This window comes from Paenibacillus tarimensis (assembly GCF_021532315.1).
GTDB classification, from domain to species: Bacteria; Bacillota; Bacilli; order Paenibacillales; family Paenibacillaceae; genus Paenibacillus_I; species Paenibacillus_I tarimensis.
The window spans coordinates 50,313-77,135 of sequence record NZ_JAKGAO010000005.1 but is presented as its reverse complement, the minus strand read 5'-3'; the positions used below and the strand labels follow the sequence as shown (position 1 = coordinate 77,135).

Genomic DNA, 26,823 nt, shown 5'->3' with positions numbered 1-26,823 from the left:
CCTCCGCTACTTATGCGATTTCCAATCCATCTTGCTGTTGTTCAGCAGATACTCAAAATCGTTCTCAAGCCGCTTTTGCTCGGCTTTCCTGGCTTCCTCAGCCGCTTTGAGCGCTTCCTGCTTCTTATGCTCAGCCTGTTCCTGCAGCCTTTCAGCCTGTACTTTTAACTGATTTATCGTATCCGCACTCAGCAGATCCTTAAGCGTTGCCGGCTTATCCCCGCTTGGACGCTGAGACCCGGCGGCTTGTTTCTTCTTTGCCATATGTCCACCCTCCCCATCTCCGGTCCATTATACCAGGAAGGCAGCTAGATTTTAAATTTCGAGATCAGCCCTTGCAGCTGCTCCGCCATATGACCCAGTGAAGCCGCCGATGCCGATATTTCTTCCATGGAAGCAAGCTGCTCTTCAGTCGCAGCCGATACGTTCTGTGATCCTTGTGCAGTCTCTCCTGCAACCTCAACGACCAGTTCAATGGATTCCGCCACTTGTGAAGTATGCGCCGATATTTGCGCTACGGTTGCGGAGACACGCTCCATGTGTCCGGATACATCATGTACCGCCTCATGGATATCTGTAAACTTATCTCCTGCAGTATGAACATAGCGGATTCCGTCGGATACCTCGCGAACCGTCTCATCCATGGCTGCGGCCGCTCCGCCCGTTTCCTTCTGAATAAAAGCGATAAGCTCGCTAATCTTCTTGCCGGACTCAGCCGACTGCTCCGCCAGCTTGCGCACCTCTCCGGCTACAACTGCAAATCCTTTACCCTGCTCGCCTACCCGGGCTGCTTCGATGGAAGCGTTAAGCGCCAGCAGGTTCGTCTGGGCAGCAATATCCGAAATCAGGCTAACGATGCTCCCAATCTCGCCTGACCGCTCATTAAGGCCGCTCACAACTTCTGATAAACCCAGTACCTTCTGATGGATTGATTCCATTTGGGTTACCGACAAGCCGATTGCATTCTTCCCTTCCTCCGTCTGGATCAGCGTAGTCGCAGCTGTTCCTGCTGCATGAGCTGCCGAATCGGCAGCTTCACGGACGGCAGCACCCATCTCGGTGATCAGATTCGAGCTGGAGCTGACGCTCTCCATCTGCCGGTCTGTCCCCGCCGCCACATCTTGCATAACGGATGCTATCGATTCAGTCGCCTTGCCCGTCTGTTCACTTCCAGCGGTAAGTTCCTCGGCGGATGCCGCCAGCTGTACCGCGCTGCCGCTTATGTCACGGATAAGCTGTCGCAGGCTGTTCGTCATGCTGCCAAATGCGCCCGCCAGCTTGCCGTCCCCAGCTTACTGCGAGACTGCTTCAGTATGTTTCTCTTCATCTTATCCAATTCCCCTGTCCATTCTAGCTGTCTCTGTATTTAACTCTTTATAATCGGGACTTGGATTACACCGTAATTTTTGCAAGGCTCGCCTTCAGTTCCCCCGCCATAGCTGTCAGTTCTTCGGAGCCTGCTGCGAGGTTCTCCACTTCACCGGATATAACCTCCGTCACATTCATCACTTCCCGGGAACGTTCGAGGGTCATCTCCAATGTTGTTGCTACATCATTGACCAATTTAATAATTTTCTCGGAGCTTTCCACTTCCTCATTCGTCACATTCATGATGTCGGAAATGTTGGCAACCGTTCCTTCAACCGCACGAAGGATGCTCTCAAGCGCTTCACCGGCAGCCGCGGCCGAACCGCTGCCCTGCTCGACTTCCTTCCGGCTTTCCTTAATGGACTGAACTGCTGCCTGAATGGATGCCGTTATTTTTCCTGTCAGAGCATTCACTTCAGCCGCTTCCCTATTGGACTGCTCTGCCAGCTTGCGCACCTCACCCGCGACAACAGCAAAGCCTCTGCCTGCATCGCCCGCTCTGGCTGCCTCAATTGATGCATTGAGGGCAAGCAGATTGGTTGAGCCTGCAATTTCGGTAATCGTAGAAGCAATCGCTGCAATCTGGTTTGAATAGTCGGCCAGCGCTCGGACATGCTCCTCTGTATCTGATGTCCGGCTTTGAATAGCGCTCATACGCTGAATCGCAGACCTGACTGTTGCGGCCCCGTGACGGGCAGACTCCAGTGTCCGCTCTGAGTCCGCATGCGCCTCTAACGCTTTGTTATTCGCTATCTGAACCAGCGAGTTGAGCTCCAGCAGCACTTGCGACGATTCCTGAACGGCCCGGTTGCCCGCTTCTGCTTGGCCCGCCACCAGTCTGGTGCTGCCCGCCACCTCGTTGTATGACTGGGTCAGCTCCTCCAGTGACATTGCCATCCCCTCTGCAGATGCAGCTACTTGGTCAGCAGATGAAACCACTTGTCCATTGATATCCTGCATCAATTGGCGAAGGTTCATCGTCATGGTCCCTATAGCTGAAGACAGACGGCCGATTTCATCGGATGACTTGAACTCCTGCAGCTCCACCCGCAAATTCCCCTTCGATACTTCCTCCGCTATGTACGTGCTCTTCACCAGCGGTCTAACGCGGCGGGCTACAGCAACCCACACGATCGCAACAGCAGCGGCAAGCTGAATCAGAATAAAGATGACGATCCGGTTTTTAAATTCATCTATAGCCTGATCGTAAGGCTTGTTCGGTACCCCAACATAGAATATCCCCAGAATCTCACCCTGTTCGCTAAGGATCGGCTCATATGCCGCCTGATTGATCTGACCGACCACATTGGCTTCTCCGACATATAGTTCTCCCTTGGTCAGGGTGACGTCAGCAACCGTCTCAGACACCTGAGTTCCGACGGCTCGGGAACCGTCTTCTTTCTTAACGTTCGTCGCGATCCGGGTATCGTGCAGGAAAATCGTCACCGTGTCACCCGTCTCTTCCCCAAACCTGTCAACAAAATCAAAATTATCATTCAGCTGCACATCGCCCTTGTACAGCAGCCCATCCCGAACACTCCAGGCTCCCGGGTAAAGGGTGTCCAGCATCAGCTTGCCTGTATTAAGATCGGACTGCAGCTTCTGATGAGCCGCACCCAAGAGCTCTTCCCTCGCATGGGTAACGGCGTAATAGCCGATTGCGCTGCTGCCCAGCAGCACAATCAGCATGATGAAACCAATCAATTTCCATTTGATGCCTAAACTTAGACGTTTCAATAAGCCCACTCACCTTCATGTCTTGTACCAAGACTTCTGTTATTCTCTAATCCTAGGGGCTGCGCCAGCCGGCAGCATTTCACAGCCATACTGGCCGGGGACGGCTCCTAGGTAAATTAGACCTATTATAAATAACTAATGTGTACTAATAGTAATGGGATTGTCGATTTTTGTCTATTAAATATTTCGTAAAAATAAAAAACTGCCCCGCCCTTGTTCAAGGCGAAGCAGTCAAGCGGTCATCCGTAAGGCCGCCCCTCCGTGTCCAGCCATAACCGGTAGCTCATAAATCCCAGCAGCATAGCCGTAATCGCAGCTGCCGAAGCCAGTACAAACACGATCAGAATCTGATAACGGACCGCCTCAATCGGTTCTGCGCCCGCCACAATCATGCCGGTCATCATGCCCGGGAGCTGCACAAGCCCAATCGTCTTCATGCTGTCGAAGGTCGGGATCATGCTGCTGCGGACTGCCCGTTTAACCGAGGGAGCAAGCGCCTGCTTAACCGTCGCTCCAAGAGCGAGATAGGCCTCCATCTCTCCCCTTGATGATTCTGTCTCGCGTTTCATCTGATTGAGAAACAGACCCGATACAACCATAGAGCTGCCAATGGTCATGCCGCTGACCGGGATAATAAACCTCGGGGTCGCATCAATAATGCCAAGCCCCAGCAGGACGGCCATCGTGACGGTTTCCGTACAGAGCAGTGCCAGCGCTACAGCAAGGCGTATCCGGGGAACACGCTTGGCCCGGGCGCCGGCATTCCAGGCCGCCACTCCGATCATAACCGTGATGATCAGCATGATGAGCAGCGGATGCCTGCTGCCGAATACGACATGCAAAATATAACCGACCAGAAGCAGCTGCAGAGCTGATCGGACAGTACCCACAACAATCTCCTTCTCCAGCCCCAGCTTCTGCCGGATGGAGAGCAGCATGGTGATCCCGACGAACACAAGCGTTAGAGCCAATGCATAATCAGACATTCCCGGCCCTCCCTTCCCCTAAGCTCCGCTGCAGAAACTGCTTGGCCGATTCCGTCTCAGGTGCCGCAAAGAAGCGGCCTGCGTCCGCGGCTTCAAGAAGCTCGCCCCCCGACATGAACCATACCGTACGGCACATACGCTCTGCCTGCTCCATATCGTGGCTGATCAGCAGTACGGCTGAGTTCCTTGTATCTGCCCACTGGCGGACGCACATTTCAGCTCCTTCTCTGCTGCCGGGATCGAGCGAAGCGGTGAATTCGTCCAGCAGCAGAACTTCCGGCTCCAGCAGAAGTGAGCGCACAAGTGCTACCCGCTGTTTCTCCCCTCCCGACAAACTGGAAGCTTCCTTCCGCCAATCCATATCCCCAAGGCCAATCTGGCTCATGTATTCCTTGGCTGCCGATTCATCGAACGGGAGGCTGTGGAGCCTGCTGACCGTCCGCAGATTATCCTCCACGGTTCCAGGCAGCATCACGGGATGCTGGGCCGTGTAGCAGACCTTCTTCCGCCATTCCGCCGGCTTCCAATCCGTATCCCGCACACCGCCTAGAGACATATAGCCTTCATCCTGACGCTCCAGTCTGGCGAGGATGCGCAGCAGCGTGCTCTTCCCCTGACCGGAGGCTCCAACAACAGCGATCCGGTCCCCTTTTGCCACCTTAGAGGTTATGGGACGGAACAGATATTCTTCCTTCTCATCAAACTGCAGCTTGGCAAGCTGGTGTAGCTCGAGTACCGGAGTCACCTGATCAAACCCTTTCCTTCAGCATCAGTTATCACCCCTTATTAAACAGGATCAGTCGCAGCTGCTGCAAGTTTATGGCTGTACTCCCGGTCCCCGCAGTGGAATTGTAATCTCGGCAGTTGTTCCAGCGCCAAGCCTGCTGATGATCTGCACACCATACTGCCGGCCGTAATGCAGCTTGATGCGCTGATCGACATTGCTGATTCCGTAGCCAATCGGCACGGTGCCCGGGGGGCCCAGCAGCTGCCGCAGCGTATCCGGGTGCATACCGAGTCCGTCGTCGATTACCTGAAACACAACGCAGCCTTCCCTGACTGCGCCTGTGATCCGAATATTGATCCGGTCACCATACCATGCGTGCTCCAGAACATTTTCCACAAACGGCTGAAGAATAAGCTTGATCGTCTCATAACCGAGAATATTCGGATCAATTGCATACCAGACAGTCATCCCCTCGCCAAATTTGGTCTTCTGAATGTTCATGTAGGCTTCAATCTGTTCAAGCTCATGCTTGATGGGAATGACCGTTCTTCCCTCATTCAGAGACAACCGGTAGAACTTCGCCAGATCAAGCACCATCCGGTGCAGCCTGTCCACCTCCCCAAACTTGGCAAGACGGCTGATAGAGGACAGCGTATTATAGAGAAAATGCGGATTGATCTGCGCCTGCAGCGACTCAAGCTCCGCCTCCTTCTTCCGGATGTTCGATAAATAGACTTCCTCAATCAATTCCTGGATGTTATGGCCCATATCATTCAAAGCCAGAGAAATACGCGTAAATTCATCCCGGCCCTTAAAATGAATCCGCTTGTGAAAATCCCCTTCCCGAAAGGCATCCAGCACAGCTACAATCTTGGAAACCTTGCGGGCGAAGGAGCGGGATATGTAGAGTCCGGCCATGGCGAATATAAAATAACAGAGCATGCTGATCAGGATCGTCCAGGCCGTAACCTGCCTTGTGGCTGCCCTCGTTATATCATCCGGCAGCAGACCGATCAGCCTCCAATTCAGCCGGGTGAGGTCTTCTTCAATTATCATATAGTCATCCAGACTCCGCTCATAGAACGGCTGGCCCGGCTGAAGAACTGTTCCGCCCGAGGACGTTACAATCATTCCTTGTTCGTCCACAATCATTATGCTTGACCCTTCCGCAAGCTGGCCGGCTTCCAGACTTTCGAACAAGTCGCTGATTCGTATCGTAATCCGCAGAAATCCGATTTCCTTGAGCCGGAAAGGATCATTAGGCTCAATAAGGCGGCGGAGGAGGGAAATTTGCCCCAAGGCTGCATCACGTTCAACCTGTCTCCACTCTACCGTTGCCCCGTATTGTTCAGATGGAAATGCTTCATACCATGACTTTCCCCGAATCCTGTCAATATGGTAAAAATCATAAACCGAGCCCATCCCGCTAAGCGCATTGCCGCCCGGGTAGGCATGGTAGATTTCCGGCAGTTTCTCATTATGCATATAGACAGTCAAATGCATCTTGTTATGTGCCGCTTCCAGTGTACTCTGTATTCTCGGCAGCACATACTCTGTCATTGAAGCGTAGCTCTCATAACCGCCCTTGCTCTGGCGCAGATGAATAGCCAGTCTGCTATCAAAGTACAGCATGCTTGAGACATTGGCTACATCGTCCAGCCGGTAATTAATATTATCCTTCACCTGGCTCAGCGTGCCCTGGTAGTTCTCCCGGGCGTTCTCCCGCGCCGACTCTACGAAGATCTTGTTAGCCATGTAAGCAGCCAGCAGGACCGGAATAACAATAAACACACAATAAGTGATCATGAGCTTATGGCCAAAAGGGACATACTCGCGTCTGTTCTTTGGTTTCACAGCTGTCCCCCTCCTATCTGTCAGAACGCTAGGAACGGCGGTATTCCATCGGTGTCATGCCATAGGTCTCCTTGAACTGCCTGCTGAAATAGGGCAGATAACGATATCCGACCTGCTCTGCGATTTCATAGATTTTGAGATTCGTCTGGCGCAGCAGCTCACCTGCCTTCTCCATCCGGAGGGCTATAAGGTATTCACTGAAATTCCGCCCAGTCTCCTCCTTGAACAACTGTCCCAGATAGTTAGGGGAGAATGAAAAATGCTCTGCCGCATCCTTCAGCGTCATGTTAACAGAAAGCCGATCCTTCACATAGCGCTGCACATCCTGAACCAGCTTCCAGTTCTTCTTCTGCTTCTTCTTGTGGAGCAGCTCGGACAGCTCATATGCCTGACGCCTTAACCAGGACTGAATATCCTGAATCGTCTCAAACTGCATAATGATGTCCAGCTTATGAAATTCAATGTCGAGAAGCTTAAACAGGTCTTCATTCATCGTATGCAGATGCTGATCCAACTTCATGAGGATATTCAGACTGAAGCTGCGGATCGTAAAACCCGTCTTAAGGCTGCGGGCGGCCTGAAACAAGGCTTCAATCTCATCATGAATTGCTACCAGATCATATCTTGTCATAGCCGAGAAGAGCGCTCCAAGACGTTCATCCAGATGTTTGATATCTTCCTTCTCGGACCGCCGCACATCTCCGATTTCAATCAGCTGCCCTTTGCCATGAAAGATCTTATAATCGAGCGCTTCAACCGCCTGCCGGTAAGAGCTTTGAACTTCCTCCAGCCCGGTGCAGGGACCCCCGAGGCCCGCTGTCAGCGTAAAGGTGAAATTGTTCCTGATTGCATCCAGTAAGCCCTTAACGACCGGCACCGCGGCCTGCTCCTGCAGAAGCAGCGCCGCACGCTTGCGGCTCAGCCTGCAGACACATTCAATTCCATGCGTCATGCACAGTGCAACTACCTGGTGCATCCAGTCGGGATTGTCCATACCCTCGCGGCCACCCGCCGGGATAAGCTTCCAGGCCAGATCATCCATCTCCAGCACCGCTGCGCGTGCGGGCCATGCGAACGAGCCCAGCCCGTAGTCCTGTTCAAGCTTGATTCGCGCAGTGTCTGAATATGTGCCCTCTAACAGCTGCTGCAGATATTCATTCCTCATCAGCGGCTCCATCTGTGAATAGGCGGCTTCCCTGGTCCGTTCTTCATCCAGATGGCTCCTGATCTGGCTCAGTGAATCGATCAGCTCCTGATCGTCCATCGGCTTTAGGACATAGTTCCATGCATTCAGCTTGAGCGCTTGCTTCGCATACTGGAAATCCTGATAACCGCTGACAAATATAATTTTTATGTTCTTGCGGATTTCCGACGCCCGCTGCGCCAGCTCCAAGCCGCTCATATGCGGCATCCGGATATCCGTAACAAGAATATCGACAGCTTGCTCCTCCAATACCCTGCAAGCAGCAAAACCGTTGGTAACGCCCTCCACTACCTCCATGCCCAGCTTCTCCCAGGGGATAAACGCCTTCATCCCCTCCAGATCCAGCCGTTCGTCGTCTGCAAGAAGCACCTTATACATCAACCGAACCCCCTTCTTATATCCGGCCGAATTTATCAGGCCAGCAGTGCGAACATACTGCACAAAGAGGGTATACTCTGAAAGTATACCCTCGCATTCCAACTGTGTGTAAAATTATTGTTACGAAATTCCAGCCGCCAACCCGGTTTACGAATTGCCTGCCATCTTGCTCAAATTCTCCTGCCACTTCTCCGTCTTGAACCTCAGGAGTTTATCATAGCCCGCTGATTCGGCATCCTTCTGTGCCTGGTCAAGAATAGACAGAACCTCCTCGTCACTCTTCGCGAACAATGCTTTCGCACGGGCCTCCAGGAAGATGTCTTCGATGCGCTGGCGGATAATACCTTCCTCGCTCTCCGGCATCGGGTCCAGGTTGATGAATTCCGTAGCATCGGACTGAGTCTTCCAAGTAATCTCGTTCTGCCAGCGAGTGGACCAGTTGCGCTTTTCCTCAGGAAGCGTGCTTTCATATTTCGCTTTCGTGCCATCCACGAATACGGTGTTGCCTAGCCAGTTCATGTTAATCGTTGTACCCTGAAGCTTCGCCAGCTCATCCGCTTCCGTTACATACTTCTCGGTGAACTTCGGTGTGAAGCCGTCTTCTTCAACACCATCCCAGTACAGTCCCGGTGGTCCCCACATCAGGACACTCTGCCCTTCCGGACTTGTATACCAATCCATGAAGGCGAAGATCGCTTCCGGATTTTTGGCTTTCTTCGTAATGACCATAACGTTCCAGCCCAGCTGTGTATAAGTGCCAGGGAAGATTTTGTTCTTATCAAGACCTTCTTTGCGGATTGGCCATATCATGAAGTACCCAGCATCCGGATCCTTCGCTGCCAGCTCCGCATGAGCCTGCATCGCCATTTCAGTCGGGCTTGCCGCTGCGAACACCGCAACGTTGCCCGTCATTACCTTCTCCGTTACCTGGTCGAGAGTCTGCGTCATGGCATCCTGCGTAATCAGACGTTCACGGAACAGCTTGGCCGTATACTGCATCGATTCGCGGAAAGCAGCATCCGTAAAGATGGAAGTCAGCTCACTGCCGCTTGGAACCGCACGGATTGACGGAAACTTCTGATTGTCTTCCTTGAAGGCAGAGTACAGAACATCCAGTCCCTGTCCATCCTTGGCCAGATGAGGCTCATACGGTGTGACATTAGGATACTTGGCCTTTACCTGCTTGAGGTACTCGTACAGGTCATCCGTTGTTTCGAGCTTCGGGGAGCCCAGCTCTTCGTAGATCTTCTTGTTGACTACATAACCGGCGTTGCCGTTCGGCTGGCTTGTATACCAGTTAGGGAACTGGTACAGCTTGCCATCCTCAGAGCGCAGCATGTTAATGCCCGCCTCTCCGAGCCATTTTTTCAAATTCGGATATTTATCCAGGTATTCATCATAAGACACCAGCATCCCGGCCTGGCGCAGCTTCTCAACATCGGCCCCCCGTTCCAACCAGATGACATCCGGAAGATCGTTCGTTGCGATCATCGTGTTCAGCTTCTGTGCTGCGCTTCCGCCTGAATGAATCGCCTTGATATTAACCTGCTTATTCTCTTTAATCCACTTCGTAGAAGCATCCTCTCCCCAAGGAGGCATGGTGTACCAGTCATAATGACCATAGAAGCTAAAATCAAGCGGCTGCGTTCCAAGCTCGACCCTCTGGCTTACAGTCTCGCTGCCGTCATTCGTGCTTCCCGAGTTCTGAGGTGCGTTCGTATTATTGCCGGAGCAGCCGGCGAGCAGCGATAACGCCATAACTGCGGATACGATCGGCGTGATAAACTTCTTACTCATCTTCATACCGTAATACCCCTCTCTTATCGTTGAATCGAAAATGATAGGATGAAGCAGACCTGCATCTATGGTCAAAGCTTGCGCTTAGAACCCGGTACTATTCCTTCAAGGAGCCGACAAGCACACCTTTGACGAAGTATTTCTGAACGAACGGATACACCATAATGATGGGCAGTGTAGCGACGACCATGGTTGCCATGGACAGGGACTTCGTGGTGACGCTGCGCATCTTGGCCATCTGGCCTTGAGCGGCTGAATCCAGCTGGGACATCTGCTCCGACATAATGTTCGAGTTCAATATCTGCTTAAGCATCGTCTGAATCGGGAGCAGCTGCTCATTGGTGATGTAGATGCTTGGCAGGAACCAGTCATTCCAGTGATACACGGCGGTGAACAGCGCCAAGGTTGCCACGACCGGTCCCGACAGGGGCAGAACGATCCGGAAGAAAATCCCCCAGCTGCCGCAGCCGTCCATCTTCGCGGATTCCTCCAGACCTGCAGGCAGGCCGAGGAAGAAGGTGCGGAAGATAATCATATTCCAGACGCTTACGAGCGACGGAATGATGAACACCCAGAAGGAGTTCATCAGGCCCAGCTCACGGATCAGCAGATAGGATGGGATCAGTCCGCCGCTGAAGTACATCGTGATGATGCAGAGCACCATGTAGAACTTGCGTCCCATCAGCTCCTTCTTCGAAATTCCGTAAGCGAAGATGGCCGTAACCATGATGGACGCGAACGTTCCAACGACTGTTCTCAATATCGAGATGAAGAAACTGTTCACCAGGCGCGAATCGTTAAGAACGACGCCATAATTCTCAAAGGTGAATGATCTGGGCCAGAACGTGATGCCGCCCTGGGCGGTGTCCATGCCGCTGTTAAGTGAAATGACGACGGCATTCCAGAACGGATAGAACGTTGTGAACGCCAGGAGAGCAAGCAGAATATAAATCGTTACGTGCATCACTCGATCGCCGAAGCTTAATTTTAGCACGACCCGATCGCCTCCCTTGGGTGAAATGTAATGGACTCTACCACAGACTGTTGCCGGATCGGCGTGCGATATAGTTGGCCATTGTAAGCAAGCCTACACTGATTACGGCTTTAAACAATCCGACTGCGGTGGCGTAGGAGTACCGGGAGTTCTGAATACCGACCCTGTAAACATACGTGTCAATAACATCCGAGACATCCCGCAGCACCGGATTGACACCAAGGAGCAGGATATCCTCGAACCCTGCGCTGAGCAGGTTGCCGATCGCCAGAATCATGAAGATGATAACAACAGGCATAATCGACGGCAGCGTAATCAGGAACATCTGCTTGAACTTGCTTGCGCCGTCCATTGAAGCAGCCTCATACAGATGAGGATCAATGCTTGCGATCGCCGCCAGGTATACAATCGAACCGAAGCCGATTTCCTTCCAGACGCCGGTCGTGACGAGAATGCCCCAGAAGTATTCCGGTATAGAGAGGAAATTAATGGGCTCTTCAATTAAATTTAGCTTCTGCATCATGATGTTAACGCTTCCATTATCGGTCGTAAGCATGGACATGACGAAGCCCGCTACGATTACCCACGAGAGAAAATGAGGCAGATAACTGATCGTCTGGACAAACCGCTTGAACACCATGTGCCGGACTTCATTCAGCATCAGCGCCAGCAGGATCGGCGCCGGGAAGCCGATGAACAGCTTCAATAAGCTGATCACGATCGTATTGCGCATTACGCGGACGAACTCCGGCGAATCGAAGAACATCTCGAAATGCTTGAGTCCTACCCATGGGCTCTCAAAGAAGCCGCGGAAGCCTCCAAGGAAGATATCGTAGTCCTGAAATCCCATGATCAAACCGTACATCGGGATGTAGCTGAATACCAGAATAAGCAGCATCGCCGGCAGAACCATCAGTTGAATGTCGAGCTGCTTCACAAACCGGACCAGACCGTTCCTACCGGACCTATCCGGGTGCTTGCCGGGCCTTACCGGCAGCTGCTTGCCTTCCTTCCCAAGCGGTAGTTGTACCATAGGCGTTTCTCCTTTGCAGCTTGCTTCGTTCTTATGTTCTTATTGTACGGGAGGGAAGACAGCGCGGATATCTGCCTGAGCAACGAAAAATGATACTATTCAACGAAAATTGAAAGCGTATTCATATATAACTTGGGAAAAAGCAAAAAACCGTCCGAAACCGGACGGTTATTCGCCAAATGAGTAAGGATTAATGCATGGCAGGACTAGGAGCGGCCGCTTCCCCCTGCTCCTCCTGCGGGGCTTCAGCACGTCTGACGAAGAAGGACAGAACAAGCGCACCGATTGCAAAGTAGAAGCCGACCTGGAAGGAGCCAGTGACCCCTTCATTCAGCGCAGTTGCTGCAAGATCCTGTTCGGATAGTCCAGACGGATTAGCTGCTTGACTCGCCAGGTAGTCATTCATTCCCGACTGCATCAGGCTGATGAAGAAGGCAACGCCGATCGCACCCGCTACCTGCTGCAGCGTGTTCATGATCGCCGTGCCGTGCGGGTAATACCTGCGCGGCAGCTGGTTCAGACCGTTGGTCTGCGTTGGCATCATAATCATCGAGAGCGCCACCATCATGACGCAGTGAAGCGCAATGAACGTACCCTTCGAAGTGGTCACGGATACCTGTGTGAACATCCACATCACGCCCGCCAGAATAGCCGCACCAGGCACAACAAGCGCCCGCGGGCCAAACTTGTCAAACAGCTTCCCTGTTACAGGGGACAAGAATCCGTTCAGAATACCACCTGGAAGCATCAGCAGGCCGGAAGTGAAGGCCGTGAGCATAAGACCTTGCTGGAACAGGGTAGGAAGCAGAAGCATGGTGGAGAACAAGGTCATCATGACGATCATAATAAGCACCGTCGCCAGCGAGAACATCGGTGATTTGAACGCCCGCAGATCCAGCATCGGATTCTTGGATGCGAGCTGACGGATGATGAATAACACCAGCGAGATCCCGCCGACAATCAGCGAAATATAGACCTCTGGACTGCTCCAGCCGCCGTGACCTTCTCCCGCGCTGCTGAATCCGAACACAATTCCGCCAAAGCCGAGTGTCGACAAAATAATAGAGAGAATATCGACCTTCGGACGAGTCAGAACACTGACATTTTTCAAGTAGATAAAGGCAAAGATAAAAGCAAAGATGGCGAACGGCAGCACCAGATAGAACAGCCAGCGCCAATTCATCGTGTCCAGAATAAGTCCGGATAAGGTAGGCCCGATCGCTGGAGCGAACATGATGACAAGTCCCATCGTTCCCATAGCGGCCCCCCGCTTCTCAGGCGGGTATAGCACCAGTATGGTGTTCATCATCACTGGCAGCATCAGACCAGTTGCGCACGCCTGCAGCAGCCGCCCGACAAGCAGTACTTCGAAGCCCGGTGCGATTGCGCATACCAGTGTGCCGAGTGAGAACAGGAACATGGCCCCAAGAAACATCTGCCGGGTCGAGAACCATTGAACCAGCAGTGCCGTGACCGGGATCAGTACCCCCACCACCAGCATGTATGCGGTTGACAGCCACTGGATCGTCGTATAAGGGACATTAAGCTCCTTAACCAGTTCGGGAAAAGCGACGTTCAGCAGCGTCTCATTCAGAATAGAAAAAAATGCGCCGATGATCAAAGAGATCATGATGGGAAGCCTCTTAATATTAGCCAAATCCAGCTTCTGCGGGTTAAGGCCAGTACTTGCAGTATTCAAGTGTGGTTCCTCCTTATATGTATCTTTCTGTACTTCTGGACTTGCGGCTTTCGTACCCTTCTTACGATCGCCTATATGATTATAATTTAATAACTATTATGAATCAATACACAATTTGCTTATTGTTTATGCTACACTGAAGCTACGTGAATGTATAAGGATGGTGTGACCATGCGAGACGAGCTTATTGAAGAACTGTCCCAACAATTTATGGTGCTGATGCCCCTTCTTCATAAGAAGATATTCGACCGTATACCTGAGGAAGACCTGCCAGCCCTTCATCTGACACCTGCCAACGGCCGCCTCTTGATCATTCTGAACGAGATGCGCAGAGCTACCGTGTCCGATTTGTCCCAGCAGATCTCCATCTCCCGGCCGAACATGACTCCGCTGATTGACAAGCTGGTTCAGGAGGGCCTCGCCTGCCGCAAGCCATGCACACAGGACCGGCGGGTAACCTATATTGAAATCACCCCTAAGGGAGATCAAATTTGCGGCATCTTCCACCGCGTAATTGCCGGCAGAGTTAAGGATATGCTTAGCGGTCTTGAAGAGGAAGACCTTAATGATATGATTGTACACATGAACCGGATGAAGGAAATCCTTCTCAAGACGGGTACTTGAGTCGTCCCTCCGATGTATCCTATTCACGAATTAACGTTAACTGCACAAAAATCGCCCCACAGGCTGGATGGTCACTTCCATCGTAAGCCTTGGAGCGATTTTTTGCATTCATATAAACTTAACTTAATTCAACCTGTTCAGCGGATGAATACATTTTTATCCTAAAGCCGGCTTGCCTGCCGGGTCCTGCTCTTCCTTCGAAGCGCCGGCTGTCGTCTCCGGCATCTTGTTGGAAGTTCGCAGTGGTATCTCCTCCAGGAAGACAACCAGTATGACCGCGACAACCAGCAGGGCTGTTCCGGCCAGGAATACAGTGGTCAGTGAAGCACTGAGCGCACTGCGCAGCGTTTCAAGAATCCCTGTAAAGATTGGCTGAATCTGCTCAGGAAGCGACTGCTGCAGCAGCTCAAGCTTCGGTTGATCCAGCAGCACTGTGGGATCCTGAAGCACCGACAGCTGTTCTGCTGTCACGGGATCGAGCTTCGTTAAGTCAGCCGCGGCTTCGGCGGACGCCATTTTTTCCTTCATATTATTTGCCAGGCTGGTGGACATTATGGTACCCATAACCGAGATGCCGATTGTCCCACCCAGGTTACGGAACAGCTGAGAGGACGCCGTTGCTACGCCAAGCTCTGCCGGCTTGACGGCATTTTGAACCGTGAGACTGAACACCGGCATACCAAGTCCAAGACCGAGCCCAAACACAACCATGGCGATAACCGCAACCCAAATTGTCGTCATATAAGCCATAATCAGCATACCGGCAATCATTAGAAGGGTTCCCAGCAGCGCAAAGCGCTTGTATTTTCCTGTCTTCGTAATCAGACGTCCTGTGACAGCACTAATGACAACCATACTGATTGACATCGGCATGGTAACATAACCCGAATAAGTAGGTGCAATGCCTTTGACACCTTGAATGAAGAATGGCAGGTATATGAGCGCACCCATCATACCGGCATTCATCAGGAAGCCGGACAGATTGGAAAGCGTTACAATGCGGTTGCGCAAAATCGGCAGCGGCAGAATCGGACTCTTCACCTTCGTCTCAACAACCAGGAAGATGACGGCACTGATAACCGACCCTGCGAACAGCAGCAGGATTTCCGGCGAGCCCCATTCGTAATCCTTGCCAGCCCAGGAGAAGGCTAACAGCAGCGGGACAATCGCCAGCGTAATGAAGAGCGAGCCCAGATAGTCAATCGATTCTGCCTGCTTGCGGGGCACCTTCGGAAACAGCGACAAAATCATGATGAATGCCACAACCCCAAGCGGCAGGAAGATCCAGAATACCCACTCCCAGTCCATATGATCGACAATCCAGCCGCCGAGTGTAGGGCCAATGATACTGGAGAATCCGAATACCGCCATCATAATACCAGTCCACTTGCCGCGCTCACGAGGCGCATACAAGTCGCCAACCGCAGTGAATGCCGAGGACATAATGATACCGGCTCCCACACCCTGTATACCCCGGTAAGTAATCAGCTGGAAAATATCTTCTGAGAAGCCGGTCATGAGTGCTCCAATCACAAACAGCACGATACCGCCCAATATGAAAGGCTTACGCCCATAAATGTCTGACAGCTTGCCGACCAGTACAGTTGCTATTGTAGAGGTCAGCATATAAATAGTTATGACCCACGTGTAGTAATCCATGCCGTTCAACGCTGAGATAATGCGCGGCATAGCGGTACTGACAATGGTCTGGTTTATTGCCGAGAAGAACATCGCGGCTATAATGGCCATCATGATAGTCAATTTGCGTTTTTCTGATAAGTGCTCCATAGCCCTCTCTACTCCTTCTCACCCAGGTTTTTTAATAGATTCTTATAGATCCGTTTAAGATGCTCAATATCCTCATCGGGAAAGTCCCGAAACAAATTGCCGACTGTCTGGATCTGTTTATCCAGCAGTTCATCCGCCCGTTTCATGCCTTTCTCCGTTATTTCCAGATAGGCTACTCTCCGATCCAGCTCACTCTTCTTCCTGACAACAAGTCCGCCCGCAATCAGCTTATCAGCCATACCAGTAACAGCCCCCGGTGTGACCATTAACGCTTCGGCGATATCCATCGTCTTCTTCTGCCCTTCAGTCTTTAGCAGCTGGAGCAGCCGGAATTGGGTAACCGTCATATCATCTTCAATACCTTTGGCCCATTCCGCCCTGAAGCGCTTGATTACGGTTTTGAACAATGCGGTAAGCTCTAGCAGTTGATCTCTGTCTGCCACTTTATCCCCTTCTTTCTCCTAATGCACGTCCCTTTAGTTTAGTACTAAACATTTTACCAATGAAGTATAATATACGCCGATCCGTTAATATTGTCAACACTCTACAGGTAACATCCCCTCGCGGAATCCATTTGTATGCATGCAAAAAGAAACCGCATCCCATATACGGGAAGCGGCCGAGACAACCCTCGGCATATAAGCTGTCAACCTAGCCCTTCATTCTACTCAAGATGACAGCTGCCCAGAGGACAGCCGCTAGCATGACAGCAGCAGCCAGCAGTATATAGTGGCCATAACCGCTATTTTCACCTTGCCGGACTTGTATATCATGCTTCGATTCCACAGGTTCTGCCGCAGCTGGACCAGGGGCATATCCTTCTCCCAAGTAAGCAAGCTCCTTACCTGCGGATGCCAGCGATTTAGTGCCGGAACAAAGCCCGGTGTATAGTCCGTTCGGCGTCTCCTCCGCAATGACCAGATAAGAGCCGCCTTCCTTGAAACCATCATAACCACAGCTTGCCGAGCTTTGAGCCGTCTTGACGACTACCGCGGCCGCTATATTTCCCTTCCAAACCTTGTTGACAATCATTCTTACCTCTATAGGGTCCATGCTTGACAAAAGTCTGCCGCCCGGCTTGGATATTCCCTTTACCGTTGCCGTAAACACCTCGTCCTCTCCCTGCATAATTTCATCCATGGCCCTTGGAGAAGCACATGAGCAAGCCTGTGCCTTTCTGTAGTCAGCTACGAATGTGATACTAAGGAGCAGCAGTGCACAAACTATGCACAGCAGAAGTTTCTTCAACATCCTGCGGTCACCGCCTTTTATTAAACAAGACGACCCAGAGCTTCCAGTTGTTGCATATCCATAACATAATCGGAACGCAAAGCGCCTTCATGCTGGTCGCTTGAAGGCGCTACGATTAAACGTACAAATGAAATTAATAAGCTACTACCCGTTACCAGGAAAGCTCCAGGAATGTCAGATCATCGCTGTCCGGACTTGTATATGCCTCTCTTACCAGATACATCAATTCATGATCCTCCAGAGGACGTGTCCACTCGTCATAGGCATGCAAGCCGTCCGTATAGATCTGTATACGATTGAAAGCTGCCGCAGGCGGTGAATTAAGGGTAGCCTTGTAAATGAAGGGTCCCTCCCCTATGCCGCCCTTTAAGGTAGACCAGCGATTCCATTTGGAAAAATCACCCTCCAGCCGGCTGGTCCGCTCTAACATATCATGCCACAGCCGGATCTTCGTATCTCCCATCCAGGCGAGAACAATCTCCAGACCGCCTTTCTCCCCAGTGACAGTACGCACCCTGCCGCAAACAAAGGTCGTCTCGCTGCCAATCCGCCGCTTCTCCTCCAGCACTTCACGGAATAAACCGCCAATACTTGAAGGGAGTTCATAACGGTTAACCATATCGGTAGCAGGTACGGTAATGTCCTTCATATACTGCTGCAGCTGGCGCTGCAGACTAACCCCGTCCGAGCCGCCGCTGTCTGCGTGCTCCATAAAAGCGACAAGTTCATTCCCCAAATATCTGGACGCCAGCTGGCCGCAGAACGACATGCTGACTCCATCGCATATACAAAAGGACAACTGGCCATCCTTAACGAGATAGGACAAATAATCCTGCCCGGCCTCCCCATCCAGCTGGGTTTCCCTTGAACGCGCATAGGAATACTTCAGGCGAAGAGAACCGTATTCCCGGCTGGTAACCGGTATCTCGGTATGCTGGTCGGTGTGAAACCTTTCCATATAAAACACATCCTCCCGCTCATCGAATCGGCGTGGCAGCCGACATCTGGAGACCAAGCCCTACCAGCTCCGTACTCGTTCCCGGCAGCAGCATAACGGTGCCTCTCTCCAAGGAGTAGGATGACTCCAGCACCATATCGCGATAGCTTTCCGGCAAAATTGATGACATATTACGGAGCTTGCGCAGGTACTCATCCTGAAGCGGCGTATCGGGCAGATAGCCTTTCCATCTCTTCGCATCCTTCAATGCTTCGTCAGCTACTGTATCCGTAATGAATATATTCTCGATCAGAACATGGCCATCAGGAACAGCCATCTCCATGATCCGCTTTGCTATCGGTTCGGGATCTTCTCCTGTGTGGGCACCGTCTGTCATATGACAGATCAGCGGTGCCGGACAATTATCCATTCCGGGCAGCTCTTCAAGCAAAATTTGTTCTGCCCTGGCAAATGCCTTGGCTGTATCCGTAAATTTCAGCGGTACAAGCTCAGGCAGCGCGCCAGTCCTCGCCACTTCATCGATGGACTTGACTCCACCCAGCAAATCGTACACATCGTCACTGTAAGCCAGTATTGCAAGACGGTACCGGCCGGCTATCCGGCTGCCCTTTGTGGAGCGGAACACCATCTGCTTGATTGCAGTAAGCAGCGCTGTCCGAACGATATCAATACGCCGCTCGCCTTCCATCTCCATGCCCATAGAGCCGCTGACATCAATCAGATAAATAATGAGCGCCGGGGTAGACTGCGTTGCAAGCACCGTATACTGCCGTTCCCGCCGGGCAATGTATGGATTTAGCGCGACGGTCGGATCTGCCTGCTGAATCGTTCTTGGCACTGGCGTTTCCTCGGGCCTTGTCAATAAGAAGCCACCCGGCAATGATACGGCCAGAAGCGCTGCCTTCACATCCCTTGCCGTCTCAAAACGATCCTCAGGATTACGGGCCAGCAGCCTCGCGAGCAGCTCCTTCAGCTCACCGGGAATGCCAACGGGCAGCATCGAGAAGGATGCTTCCGATTGATAGTAGTGCTTGCCCCCAGTAAGAACATAATAGAAGGTTGCACCAAGAGAGTACAGGTCGCTGCGCCCGTCGGTCTGTCTGTTCTCAAGCTGCTCGGGTGACGCAAAAGCGACCGTGCCAAGCGCTACCGTATCGGTCATCTGGCCCTTCTTAAAGCTGCGGGCAATGCCGAAATCTATCAGTTTAATATGCCCGTGTTCATCCACCATCACATTGGAGGGCTTCAAGTCGCGGAAGATGACCGGTCTGCTCCGTTCATGAAGATAAGCCAGAACGTCACAAAGCTCTACCATATAATGAACCGCTTTGGAAAGCGTCAGCAATGTGTCGCTGCTGCTGAGCAGCTCATGCAGATTACGTCCCTCAACATGCTCCATAATCAGATAGCAGTTGCCCCGTGAATCCGGTTCGAAGTAATCTACCACCTTAGGAATATAAGGGTGGGATAGCTCGGTTAGAAGGCGCGCTTCTTCAATGAAATCCCGCTCATCAGCATCATAGTGCGCCACTTCCTTGGCTGCCCAGGCCTTATCTCCCAGTCTGCGGTCACGCACAAGGTACACAGCTCCCATGCCGCCCTTGGCGATTGTTTGTTCTACTACATAGCGTCCACCCAACAGATGTCCGTTCTTCAGCATGTTTTTATCACCCTGCCTGCCCGCTGCCTTCCGCAACGCCGATCTTAATCATCATATAAGGTAACGACCGGTCTCCCGAGAACACATGAAAGAATGGCGTGACTTGATGGAGCTGTCTGTGCTCAGCTTCATCCATCAATATTTTGTAAGCCGCTTCCGTGCTGGTTTCAATATTCGTATGTACACAGTAAGTCATCATGTTCTCGACTGCAAAATAACTGTGGAATCTCAACCCTTCAGGCACCGGTATATCACTCTGTTCCACAGGCATGAAGAACTCCACACTTGCCACTTCATCCATCGGTACATTAAGCAGCGAGTAGAAGAACGGCCCTTTCATTGTCGCCTGTGTCCACATCACATCCCGCAAAAAACGGCGGATATAACCATCCATTTCCGAATAGTGGAACCGGTGCACCTGTGACAGGACATTGGTATACCGAATGAAATCTCCGGTTAATACGGACATAATGCTCACGCCTCCCCGGATATCGGTGCAAAAATATCAATCATTCCACCACCGTACACATCCAGATAAATATGGTAAAATGGCTCCTGGAGTGTGAGCCCGCTCGTCCCGGCAGTCTGCCTCAGCAGCTCGTAGGACGGATCCAGCTCTTCCTCCAAATCAGCATGCCGGAATACGAGGCCATCAGGGATGTGCAGCAGCTTGGTGAAGCTGTACTTATTATTCGCCGGCATACTAACCGGTGAATTCACTGGGATATGGAAGCTGTACTCCGCCTCCCCGCTGAGCGGGTTAACGTTTCCGATCTGATACATAACCGGTCCTGTTCCATACAGCCCGTTCTGGAGCACAGCATTGCGAAGCTCCTGGGCGATTTGGTGCCATTCGTTCTCCCCGCATGTGGCCGTCGTACTGATCACATTATGAAACACAAGCGGTTTGCGTTTTATTTTCATCTCTAAGCCCCTACCTTAGTCGTCATCTCGCAGAATCATATTTCTATATTAGACGCCCGAACCGCCCTGCAAGTTGCGGACAGGACATCTGCCCTGAGATACGTTATCGGAGCGTTCTTCTTGCCGGCCGTTCCTTTTTCATTGTGAAGGAGGGGAATCTCATTTTACAATAAGCAAACAAGAAGAATTCTGGCCACGCTACCGCAATGCTGTACTGCAATATAGCAGCCAGCAGCAGCAGCATATAGGCATCAACAGGCTGGCCCGTTACCAGGAGCAGGTCAGAGGAAGCCTTTGCAATCAACCCCCCAAATACGGAAGCCGCAAAGATGACCGGGATACTGACATAAGCAGCCGACTGCTTAAAATTGTACAGCCCCTGCCCGCTCGCACGGAACGCCCCGCTCCCCGCTCTCTTCATTCCGCGGAACAAAGAGAGGATGAAGAACAGAATGCCGCCGGCGAGCATTACAGCTCCTGCAGCTGATACATAGCCGGGCACACCGCGAATTTCACATAAAACAAAAAATACGACATACATATCAACGGAAGCCTTGACGGTCACGACATTTAATAAAACCGCCTGCAGCTTCTGAAGCCTGTAAGCTGTATCTCCGATACTGAATAACAGCGATACAATGAACTGGATGGCCAGAACTGCTATAGCAGCTTGAACGGTCAGCATTAATCCGCCGCTGACAGGCTGCGGACTGTTGTATGCAGCCATTGCCGCAACACCTGTTGCTGCTGCGCCCAGTATGAAGACACCCCAGAAGAAGAAGACGATCCGCTCGGGATGCAGACGGTCCCAGGCAGCCGCCTTCAGCTTGATTACATCCTCTTCCTTCAGACGGTTAAGCATAGCGCCTCCTACCAAAAGATTTTGTCCAGCTTCTTCTTGACACTGTCGGCAGCATCGCCAATCTTGTCGACAGCTGCGTTAGCCGCATTCTTGGTGACATCGACCACGCTCTGCGGCGGGTCACCGATCATTTTGGTATTCAGAACAAAGTTAATCCCTGCTCCGGCTGCTGCACCCACTACCGTACCTGCCGGCGGCAGGAAGAACGAGCCGACCACCGCGCCGGCCGCCGCAGATCCGGCCGCAGTACCGACGTCCACAGCTGTATCTACGACAAATTCCTTTACCTTCCCCGGCTCAGCCCGCCACTCGCCAGTTTGCTGGACATAGAAATTATCCACCACATTGTCGAATACGGTCAACCCTACACCAGCCGCGCCAATTCCCTTACCGACTCTGGTCATGGCCGATGCATCCTTCCAACCGGTAAAGCTCTCCCATACCTTTAAATTATCAATAAATGCTGCCCTGGTGGCGCTGCGCATCACTTGGCCGCGGGAATCTTGAACACTCTCTACGTAACGATTCAAATCACCAAAGCGCGTGTTGGACAGCTTGTTCGCATTGCTCCGGTAGTAGCCTCTCTCGGGATCATAGATCGGCACCCCTTCCTTCGCAAGCCGTGTGAGAAACTCCCGGTTCCACTTGGCTGTGCCGCCCAGCGCTTCGCTCATCATATTCCGGTATCGGATATAATCCTGATTACTTGTTATATTAGCCTTGGTCATCCGCACCGAAATACTTCCGTCCGCGTTTCGGACAAACTTCAGGCCAAGGTCCTTGGCTAGTTTCAGCCTTTTGCCCGAATTTAGCGCGTTGGCCGCATAAAGAAGCAATGCATTGCGGGCCGCGATATACGGCCTTCTGTCTCCGAGAAGCAGTGAGTATGCATGAATACTCACATCTGACACACTGCTGCCGGTAAGCAATCCGACATACTGCGCTTTGCGGCTGATCGACTGGTCGGTCTTAACATATCGGTTCACAGACTGTTTAACAAAATCAGACAGCTCATTCAGCATCGTGTTCAGGTTGGAGGCCGCTCTGCTGGCTTGCGACAGCCGCCCGCCGATCCCTCTGCGCGCCTGAATTTGTCCGTCTACCCCTGACTTTACAGCGGAAATAACATAGGCGGCATTAGACATCGTCAATGAAACACGGTTTAATGCAGCAGTACTGTCAAGCACAGTACCCGGTTGAATAGAAATACGTGACAATTCTCAGGCACCTCCTAGTACTCGCATAATTCCGCCCGGCACAGCGTACCTATTTGGCGGCCCGGGCTTTAGCGGCAGCCTTGGCCGCGGCTTCGGCAGCCGCCCGTGCTTCAGCTTCCCGCCTTAATTCCTCTTCCCGGATTTCCTGAGCAGTCTGAACGATATCGCCGCCCAGACTGTTCAAGGCAGCGGCCAGCTGCGTAATTTCCTTATGAATGGAGTCGATGGCCTGATTGATATAGGCCACTTCTTCTGCTTTCCAACCCTGGCCCAGCTGCGCTTTAAACTGAGCGAGGTTATTCAGGCTGGCGCTCAGCTCAGAAGCCTGCTGTCTGAGCTGTCCGGCCTGAGAGCTGGCGAGACCCACATTTATCCCCATCTTACGCACCCTCTTATTCGTGTTTATGAACCCTAAGCTAAGTCGTTAAATGCGGCTTAATTGACCCGCAACCTGGCGGTATTTGTCCGCATTGCTCTTCAGGCTCGACGCGCACATCTGCGACCCGATCCCCCTAAACTCTGAAGCCACACCTTCGGCCAGCTGATCTAGCTCCCGGCTTACCGCGTTCAGCTGCCTGATGATTTCATTAATCTCCGCACGTGTCCGGGATCTTTCCCTGCGCTCCGCTTCTTCTCTTTCCTTCTGCTTATCTATTTCGTTCATGGCTCATCCTCCGTCAAAAGGTTTGGGCTCTGCGGTTAATCTGCGATTCCGTACGGTTTACGAGCTGGGCGCTGTTGTTCAGATAGTCGACATTCTGCTGCAGCGAGCGGCTGCTTGTTGTCAGAAGATCGGCCCGTAACAGATGCCCCCAGCTAAAAATGCTCACCCTCCGGTACAAGCCGTCGATCCGGTCATTAATATCGGCGATTTGGTTGCGGATTGATGAAATCCGGCCTGCATAATAGGCAAGCCGGGCCGGATTAACGGACAAGCAGGGTTCTATCGCCTGCCCCCCACCCACTCCAGAGAGCAAGTCACTGATTGTTTTTAATACGCCTCTAACTACAGCGGTCGCATCATCAAACCAGTTCTTCAGCTTTTCATGAATGCCCCTGGCCAGTTTTTCCACTCTGGCAATAAATGCTACCGTCTGATCCTTAACAAAGTTGGCCACTGCATGCAGCTGCTCGGCTGTACAGCTCACAATTACCTTGACCGTATCGATAAGCAGATAATAAGCGTCCTTGGAGATTTGGGCTGCGATTTCAATCCCGAGCGGATCACTGAACAGCGTTCGAATTCGCTCAACCGTGAGCAGCTCTCCCCAATGGACAACGGTTATCCCGGTATTAAGAACCTGGCGGCCAATCCGGTCATGGGGCTTCACATCGGCAAAATCACCGTTCTTGTCAAAGGCTACACTTCCCGGTGAATGCGGATGGAAGGGGTCCGCTTTAAAGTTTTGCGGATCAACAAATTTGGACGGGTCTTTTAGCTCAATAACCTTATCCACATAATCGACATAGCCAAGCGTGTTGACAAAATCGTATTCATGAATAATAAATGTATACCGGTCGCCGCGAAGCGCGGCCTTCTGCTCATTCGTCAGATCATACCAGTAGATGGGCTGGCCATTAATACCATAAGCATATATTTCCTTATCCAGGTTATTGAGATAGACACTGGTCATCAGGTTATTGCCTTTGGAATGTCCAATCATCGATATCGTCCCGCTCCTGCCGGCCGAATGCTCCTCGAAGAATGCGTTCGCCTGCTTCAGCTGGGTTGAATTGCCCGTAAACGATGAGGCAGCGTTATCCGTCCAGTCAACCAGGTGATTCGGCTCACTGCCGCGGAATAGATAGCCCTGATTGCCATCTGCATCCTCAAGAGCGTAGCCGACAAAGCCGGTCTTAGAGGATTCCGTCGCATTCCCAATCGGATTGGTGTTCTGGTAGCCGACAATATGGACATCCTCCAGCCTGCCGTTAAACTTTTCGGTAAGCTTCGTATACTGCACCTGCAGCGATTGAATACGTTCAACCTGAGCCGGGTCATTATTTGACATCAGTGCCCTGTCCAGCGCCTCACGGATGCTGTGCGAGTTACCCTGCGAATACGGTACGGAATGCTGAAGATCCACGTAGGAAAACTCAGCCAAAAAATATTTTTCCTCTTCGGTCAGATCCTGAAGTTGAATGGACATTATTCCTGTTCACCACCCAAACGTTGTAGAAAGAAGGAAGCATCCTGCACGTTGTCCCTTCGCTCGAACCAAGCCACAGGAAGGTCGGGATCATCCAGCATAGCCCAGCTGAAGTTGACCGTGTGCGCGATCCGGAGGAGCTGGTCAGCCTTCTCGTAATCCTCTTCGTCGATGTAGCCCACTACGACTGTGAAGTCACGGTCTGTAAGCTCCATCATGTATTGATACAGACGGTGCAGAAATTCTGATTCCGTACGGTTATCCCCTTTGCTGCCCTTGACACCCGCATAAAGGTAGAGCATAGAAGGATGGGAGATGGCAGATAGCGCCGAGTCCGGGTCTGCATCAAGCAGGCTCTTATCATCCAGGGCACCGGCAAAGCCGATGCGAAACTTGACGGCTATATCACGTTGATCAAGCTGCATGACTTCTCTCTGGTGCTTAGCCGTGTAACGGACACTTAAGGAAGCTTCGATATAATTGTCCGTGTAGCTGTCGGTCTTCCCTTTCTTATACACATAGAACGGAAGATCAGGCTGTCCCGCCGGGTGTACCAGCATTCTGTCACTGCCGTAAAGCTCGGGCATCAGACCTCTCTCTTCAAAAGCTTCGGCAGCAAAAGCCCCGCCGTACTTCAACTGCACATAATCCAGCATGTCAGCTGCCGTTTTCTTGTCATTCTTCATACAACCGGTCACTCCCAGCAAGGTAATTAATAGGCATATAAGGAACAGCCACCCCGGCCATGCTCTTCCCATGCGGACACCCACTCCCTCCCGCTCAAGCTGTAAGTTAGATAACCGGCGTCTGTTCGATACTGCTTCTATGTATAAAAGAAAATTATTTTCATAGTTATGGTAATCCTGTTCCCTTCTCTTGCTAAAAATCCAATAATTTCCGGCTTGACCGGCAACGATAAAGGAAGGGCATCGGGTTAATTCCCTCTGCCCATTCCGGTCTATGGCTATTACTTGAACGCGCTTGCGTTGCTGTTAATCGCTGTTTCTGCAGCGTTGTAGTTCGTCACGGTATTATCAAGAAAAACCGAGTATGAATTTACGATATTCTTGTATTCCTCAAAACGTGGCGCCAGAGCGTTAAAGCGGCCGCGGATTGTCTCGGAAGCATCACTCTGCCAAGTAGAGGCCAGATTGTTCATTTCCTTCTTAATATCATCAAGCTTGGCTGCGAGGCCCTCGTTCAGCGTTTTGATCGTGGAAGCTGTTTTCGTTACTTCCGCTAGCGAAATATTAATTCCATCTGCCATGGTTAGTTCCTCCTATATTTACGGATTTAGGTATTGAGAATTAGTTCGTCAGGCGTTTAGCGGCATTAACTGTTTCGGTCTGGGTATCACGGTACGTCTTCGCGCTGTGGCGAAGAAATTCAACATAATCCTTCATCAGCTTCACCATGTTATCGAAGTCCTCGGTAAAGCCTTTGATTTGAGTTACATATGCTTGGTTATCGGCACCCTTCCAGGCAGCGCCCATACCCTCAACTTCCGTATACATCTGCTTGTACTGGCGTTCGTAGTCGGCAGCCTGCGCTTCCATCTTGGCTGCTGCTGCTTCCAGCTTGGACGGTTCAACAACAATTTTTCTGGACATCC

Annotated in this window: 27 protein-coding genes and 1 pseudogene; 1 reads left to right on the top strand and 27 read right to left on the bottom strand. The window is 51.8% G+C overall.

Annotated elements, in window-relative coordinates; translation table 11 throughout:
• Nucleotides 1–6: 6 nt before the first annotated feature.
• The 11 genes from L1N82_RS04700 to L1N82_RS04650 all read right to left on the bottom strand — a co-directional run bounded on the left by L1N82_RS04700 (nucleotide 7) and on the right by L1N82_RS04650 (nucleotide 13,708).
• Nucleotides 7–264 carry a YqkE family protein gene (locus L1N82_RS04700; RefSeq protein ID WP_235286224.1) on the bottom strand — a complete coding sequence of 86 codons (258 nt, stop codon included), beginning with the start codon at nucleotides 262–264 and terminating at the stop codon, nucleotides 7–9.
• Between the two features lie 44 nt (nucleotides 265–308).
• Nucleotides 309–1,256: a methyl-accepting chemotaxis protein gene (locus L1N82_RS04695; protein ID WP_235286223.1), complete on the bottom strand. Its 948-nt coding sequence runs from the start codon at nucleotides 1,254–1,256 to the stop codon at nucleotides 309–311.
• Nucleotides 1,257–1,392: 136 nt separating this feature from the next.
• Nucleotides 1,393–3,105, bottom strand: a complete 1,713-nt coding sequence (locus L1N82_RS04690; protein ID WP_235286222.1) for a methyl-accepting chemotaxis protein — start codon at nucleotides 3,103–3,105, stop codon at nucleotides 1,393–1,395.
• 239 nt (nucleotides 3,106–3,344) lie between these two features.
• Nucleotides 3,345–4,091, bottom strand: a complete 747-nt coding sequence (locus L1N82_RS04685) for an ABC transporter permease (protein ID WP_235286221.1) — start codon at nucleotides 4,089–4,091, stop codon at nucleotides 3,345–3,347.
• Complete coding sequence (locus tag L1N82_RS04680) at nucleotides 4,084–4,836, bottom strand: ABC transporter ATP-binding protein (protein WP_235286220.1); 753 nt, start codon at nucleotides 4,834–4,836, stop codon at nucleotides 4,084–4,086. The genes L1N82_RS04685 and L1N82_RS04680 overlap by 8 nt, the downstream gene beginning before the upstream one ends.
• 72 nt (nucleotides 4,837–4,908) lie before the next feature.
• A complete protein-coding gene (locus tag L1N82_RS04675) occupies nucleotides 4,909–6,672 on the bottom strand; it encodes a sensor histidine kinase (RefSeq protein WP_235286219.1) in 1,764 nt (587 codons plus the stop codon).
• A gap of 28 nt (nucleotides 6,673–6,700) precedes the next feature.
• Nucleotides 6,701–8,254, bottom strand: a complete 1,554-nt coding sequence (locus tag L1N82_RS04670) for a response regulator (RefSeq protein ID WP_235286218.1) — start codon at nucleotides 8,252–8,254, stop codon at nucleotides 6,701–6,703.
• Between the two features lie 147 nt (nucleotides 8,255–8,401).
• Nucleotides 8,402–10,057: an extracellular solute-binding protein gene (locus L1N82_RS04665; protein ID WP_235286217.1), complete on the bottom strand. Its 1,656-nt coding sequence runs from the start codon at nucleotides 10,055–10,057 to the stop codon at nucleotides 8,402–8,404.
• Between the two features lie 91 nt (nucleotides 10,058–10,148).
• Entirely contained in the window at nucleotides 10,149–11,045 is an 897-nt protein-coding gene (locus L1N82_RS04660; protein ID WP_235286216.1) for a carbohydrate ABC transporter permease, read from the bottom strand.
• Nucleotides 11,046–11,082: 37 nt separating this feature from the next.
• The gene (locus tag L1N82_RS04655) at nucleotides 11,083–11,958 is read right to left on the bottom strand and encodes an ABC transporter permease (protein ID WP_235286299.1); all 876 of its coding nucleotides are present in this window, start codon (nucleotides 11,956–11,958) and stop codon (nucleotides 11,083–11,085) included.
• A gap of 310 nt (nucleotides 11,959–12,268) precedes the next feature.
• Nucleotides 12,269–13,708, bottom strand: a complete 1,440-nt coding sequence (locus L1N82_RS04650; protein ID WP_407946694.1) for an MDR family MFS transporter — start codon at nucleotides 13,706–13,708, stop codon at nucleotides 12,269–12,271.
• Nucleotides 13,709–13,948: 240 nt separating this feature from the next.
• Between L1N82_RS04650 and L1N82_RS04645 the strand changes: the two genes are divergently transcribed.
• Nucleotides 13,949–14,401 carry a MarR family winged helix-turn-helix transcriptional regulator gene (locus L1N82_RS04645; protein WP_235286214.1) on the top strand — a complete coding sequence of 151 codons (453 nt, stop codon included), beginning with the start codon at nucleotides 13,949–13,951 and terminating at the stop codon, nucleotides 14,399–14,401.
• A gap of 156 nt (nucleotides 14,402–14,557) precedes the next feature.
• Here L1N82_RS04645 and L1N82_RS04640 read toward each other — a convergent pair whose 3' ends face one another.
• The 16 genes and pseudogenes from L1N82_RS04640 to L1N82_RS04565 form a co-directional block, all read right to left on the bottom strand.
• Nucleotides 14,558–16,189 carry an MDR family MFS transporter gene (locus L1N82_RS04640; RefSeq protein WP_235286213.1) on the bottom strand — a complete coding sequence of 544 codons (1,632 nt, stop codon included), beginning with the start codon at nucleotides 16,187–16,189 and terminating at the stop codon, nucleotides 14,558–14,560.
• An 8-nt stretch (nucleotides 16,190–16,197) separates the two neighbouring features.
• Nucleotides 16,198–16,632 (bottom strand): MarR family winged helix-turn-helix transcriptional regulator, encoded by a 435-nt coding sequence (locus tag L1N82_RS04635; RefSeq protein WP_235286212.1) that lies wholly within the window; start codon nucleotides 16,630–16,632, stop codon nucleotides 16,198–16,200.
• 208 nt (nucleotides 16,633–16,840) lie between these two features.
• Nucleotides 16,841–17,440 (bottom strand): hypothetical protein, encoded by a 600-nt coding sequence (locus L1N82_RS04630; RefSeq protein WP_235286211.1) that lies wholly within the window; start codon nucleotides 17,438–17,440, stop codon nucleotides 16,841–16,843.
• 151 nt (nucleotides 17,441–17,591) lie between these two features.
• Complete coding sequence (locus tag L1N82_RS04625; protein ID WP_235286210.1) at nucleotides 17,592–18,398, bottom strand: hypothetical protein; 807 nt, start codon at nucleotides 18,396–18,398, stop codon at nucleotides 17,592–17,594.
• Nucleotides 18,399–18,417: 19 nt separating this feature from the next.
• Nucleotides 18,418–19,185 (bottom strand): vWA domain-containing protein, encoded by a 768-nt coding sequence (locus L1N82_RS04620; RefSeq protein WP_328284430.1) that lies wholly within the window; start codon nucleotides 19,183–19,185, stop codon nucleotides 18,418–18,420.
• Nucleotides 19,186–19,329: 144 nt separating this feature from the next.
• A pseudogene (locus L1N82_RS04615) lies at nucleotides 19,330–20,058 on the bottom strand (serine/threonine protein kinase); the annotation flags it as partial.
• Between the two features lie 7 nt (nucleotides 20,059–20,065).
• Entirely contained in the window at nucleotides 20,066–20,527 is a 462-nt protein-coding gene (locus L1N82_RS04610; RefSeq protein ID WP_235286209.1) for a DUF5085 family protein, read from the bottom strand.
• A gap of 5 nt (nucleotides 20,528–20,532) precedes the next feature.
• A complete protein-coding gene (locus tag L1N82_RS04605; RefSeq protein ID WP_235286208.1) occupies nucleotides 20,533–20,982 on the bottom strand; it encodes a DUF5085 family protein in 450 nt (149 codons plus the stop codon).
• A gap of 103 nt (nucleotides 20,983–21,085) precedes the next feature.
• A complete protein-coding gene (locus L1N82_RS04600; RefSeq protein WP_235286207.1) occupies nucleotides 21,086–21,844 on the bottom strand; it encodes a hypothetical protein in 759 nt (252 codons plus the stop codon).
• A gap of 8 nt (nucleotides 21,845–21,852) precedes the next feature.
• Nucleotides 21,853–23,061, bottom strand: a complete 1,209-nt coding sequence (locus L1N82_RS04595) for a hypothetical protein (RefSeq protein ID WP_235286206.1) — start codon at nucleotides 23,059–23,061, stop codon at nucleotides 21,853–21,855.
• Nucleotides 23,062–23,110: 49 nt separating this feature from the next.
• On the bottom strand, nucleotides 23,111–23,440 hold the full coding sequence (locus L1N82_RS04590) for a WXG100 family type VII secretion target (protein ID WP_235286205.1): 330 nt from the start codon (nucleotides 23,438–23,440) through the stop codon (nucleotides 23,111–23,113).
• Between the two features lie 45 nt (nucleotides 23,441–23,485).
• On the bottom strand, nucleotides 23,486–23,725 hold the full coding sequence (locus tag L1N82_RS04585; protein ID WP_235286204.1) for a hypothetical protein: 240 nt from the start codon (nucleotides 23,723–23,725) through the stop codon (nucleotides 23,486–23,488).
• 13 nt (nucleotides 23,726–23,738) lie between these two features.
• Nucleotides 23,739–25,211, bottom strand: coding sequence for a DUF6792 domain-containing protein (locus L1N82_RS04580; RefSeq protein ID WP_235286203.1), 1,473 nt, complete (start codon nucleotides 25,209–25,211; stop codon nucleotides 23,739–23,741).
• Nucleotides 25,211–25,897 carry a hypothetical protein gene (locus L1N82_RS04575; RefSeq protein WP_235286202.1) on the bottom strand — a complete coding sequence of 229 codons (687 nt, stop codon included), beginning with the start codon at nucleotides 25,895–25,897 and terminating at the stop codon, nucleotides 25,211–25,213. Before L1N82_RS04575 ends, L1N82_RS04580 begins: the two co-directional genes overlap by 1 nt.
• A gap of 281 nt (nucleotides 25,898–26,178) precedes the next feature.
• The gene (locus L1N82_RS04570; protein WP_235286201.1) at nucleotides 26,179–26,478 is read right to left on the bottom strand and encodes a pore-forming ESAT-6 family protein; all 300 of its coding nucleotides are present in this window, start codon (nucleotides 26,476–26,478) and stop codon (nucleotides 26,179–26,181) included.
• A 40-nt stretch (nucleotides 26,479–26,518) separates the two neighbouring features.
• The gene (locus tag L1N82_RS04565; RefSeq protein WP_235286200.1) at nucleotides 26,519–26,821 is read right to left on the bottom strand and encodes a WXG100 family type VII secretion target; all 303 of its coding nucleotides are present in this window, start codon (nucleotides 26,819–26,821) and stop codon (nucleotides 26,519–26,521) included.
• Nucleotides 26,822–26,823 lie beyond the last annotated feature (2 nt).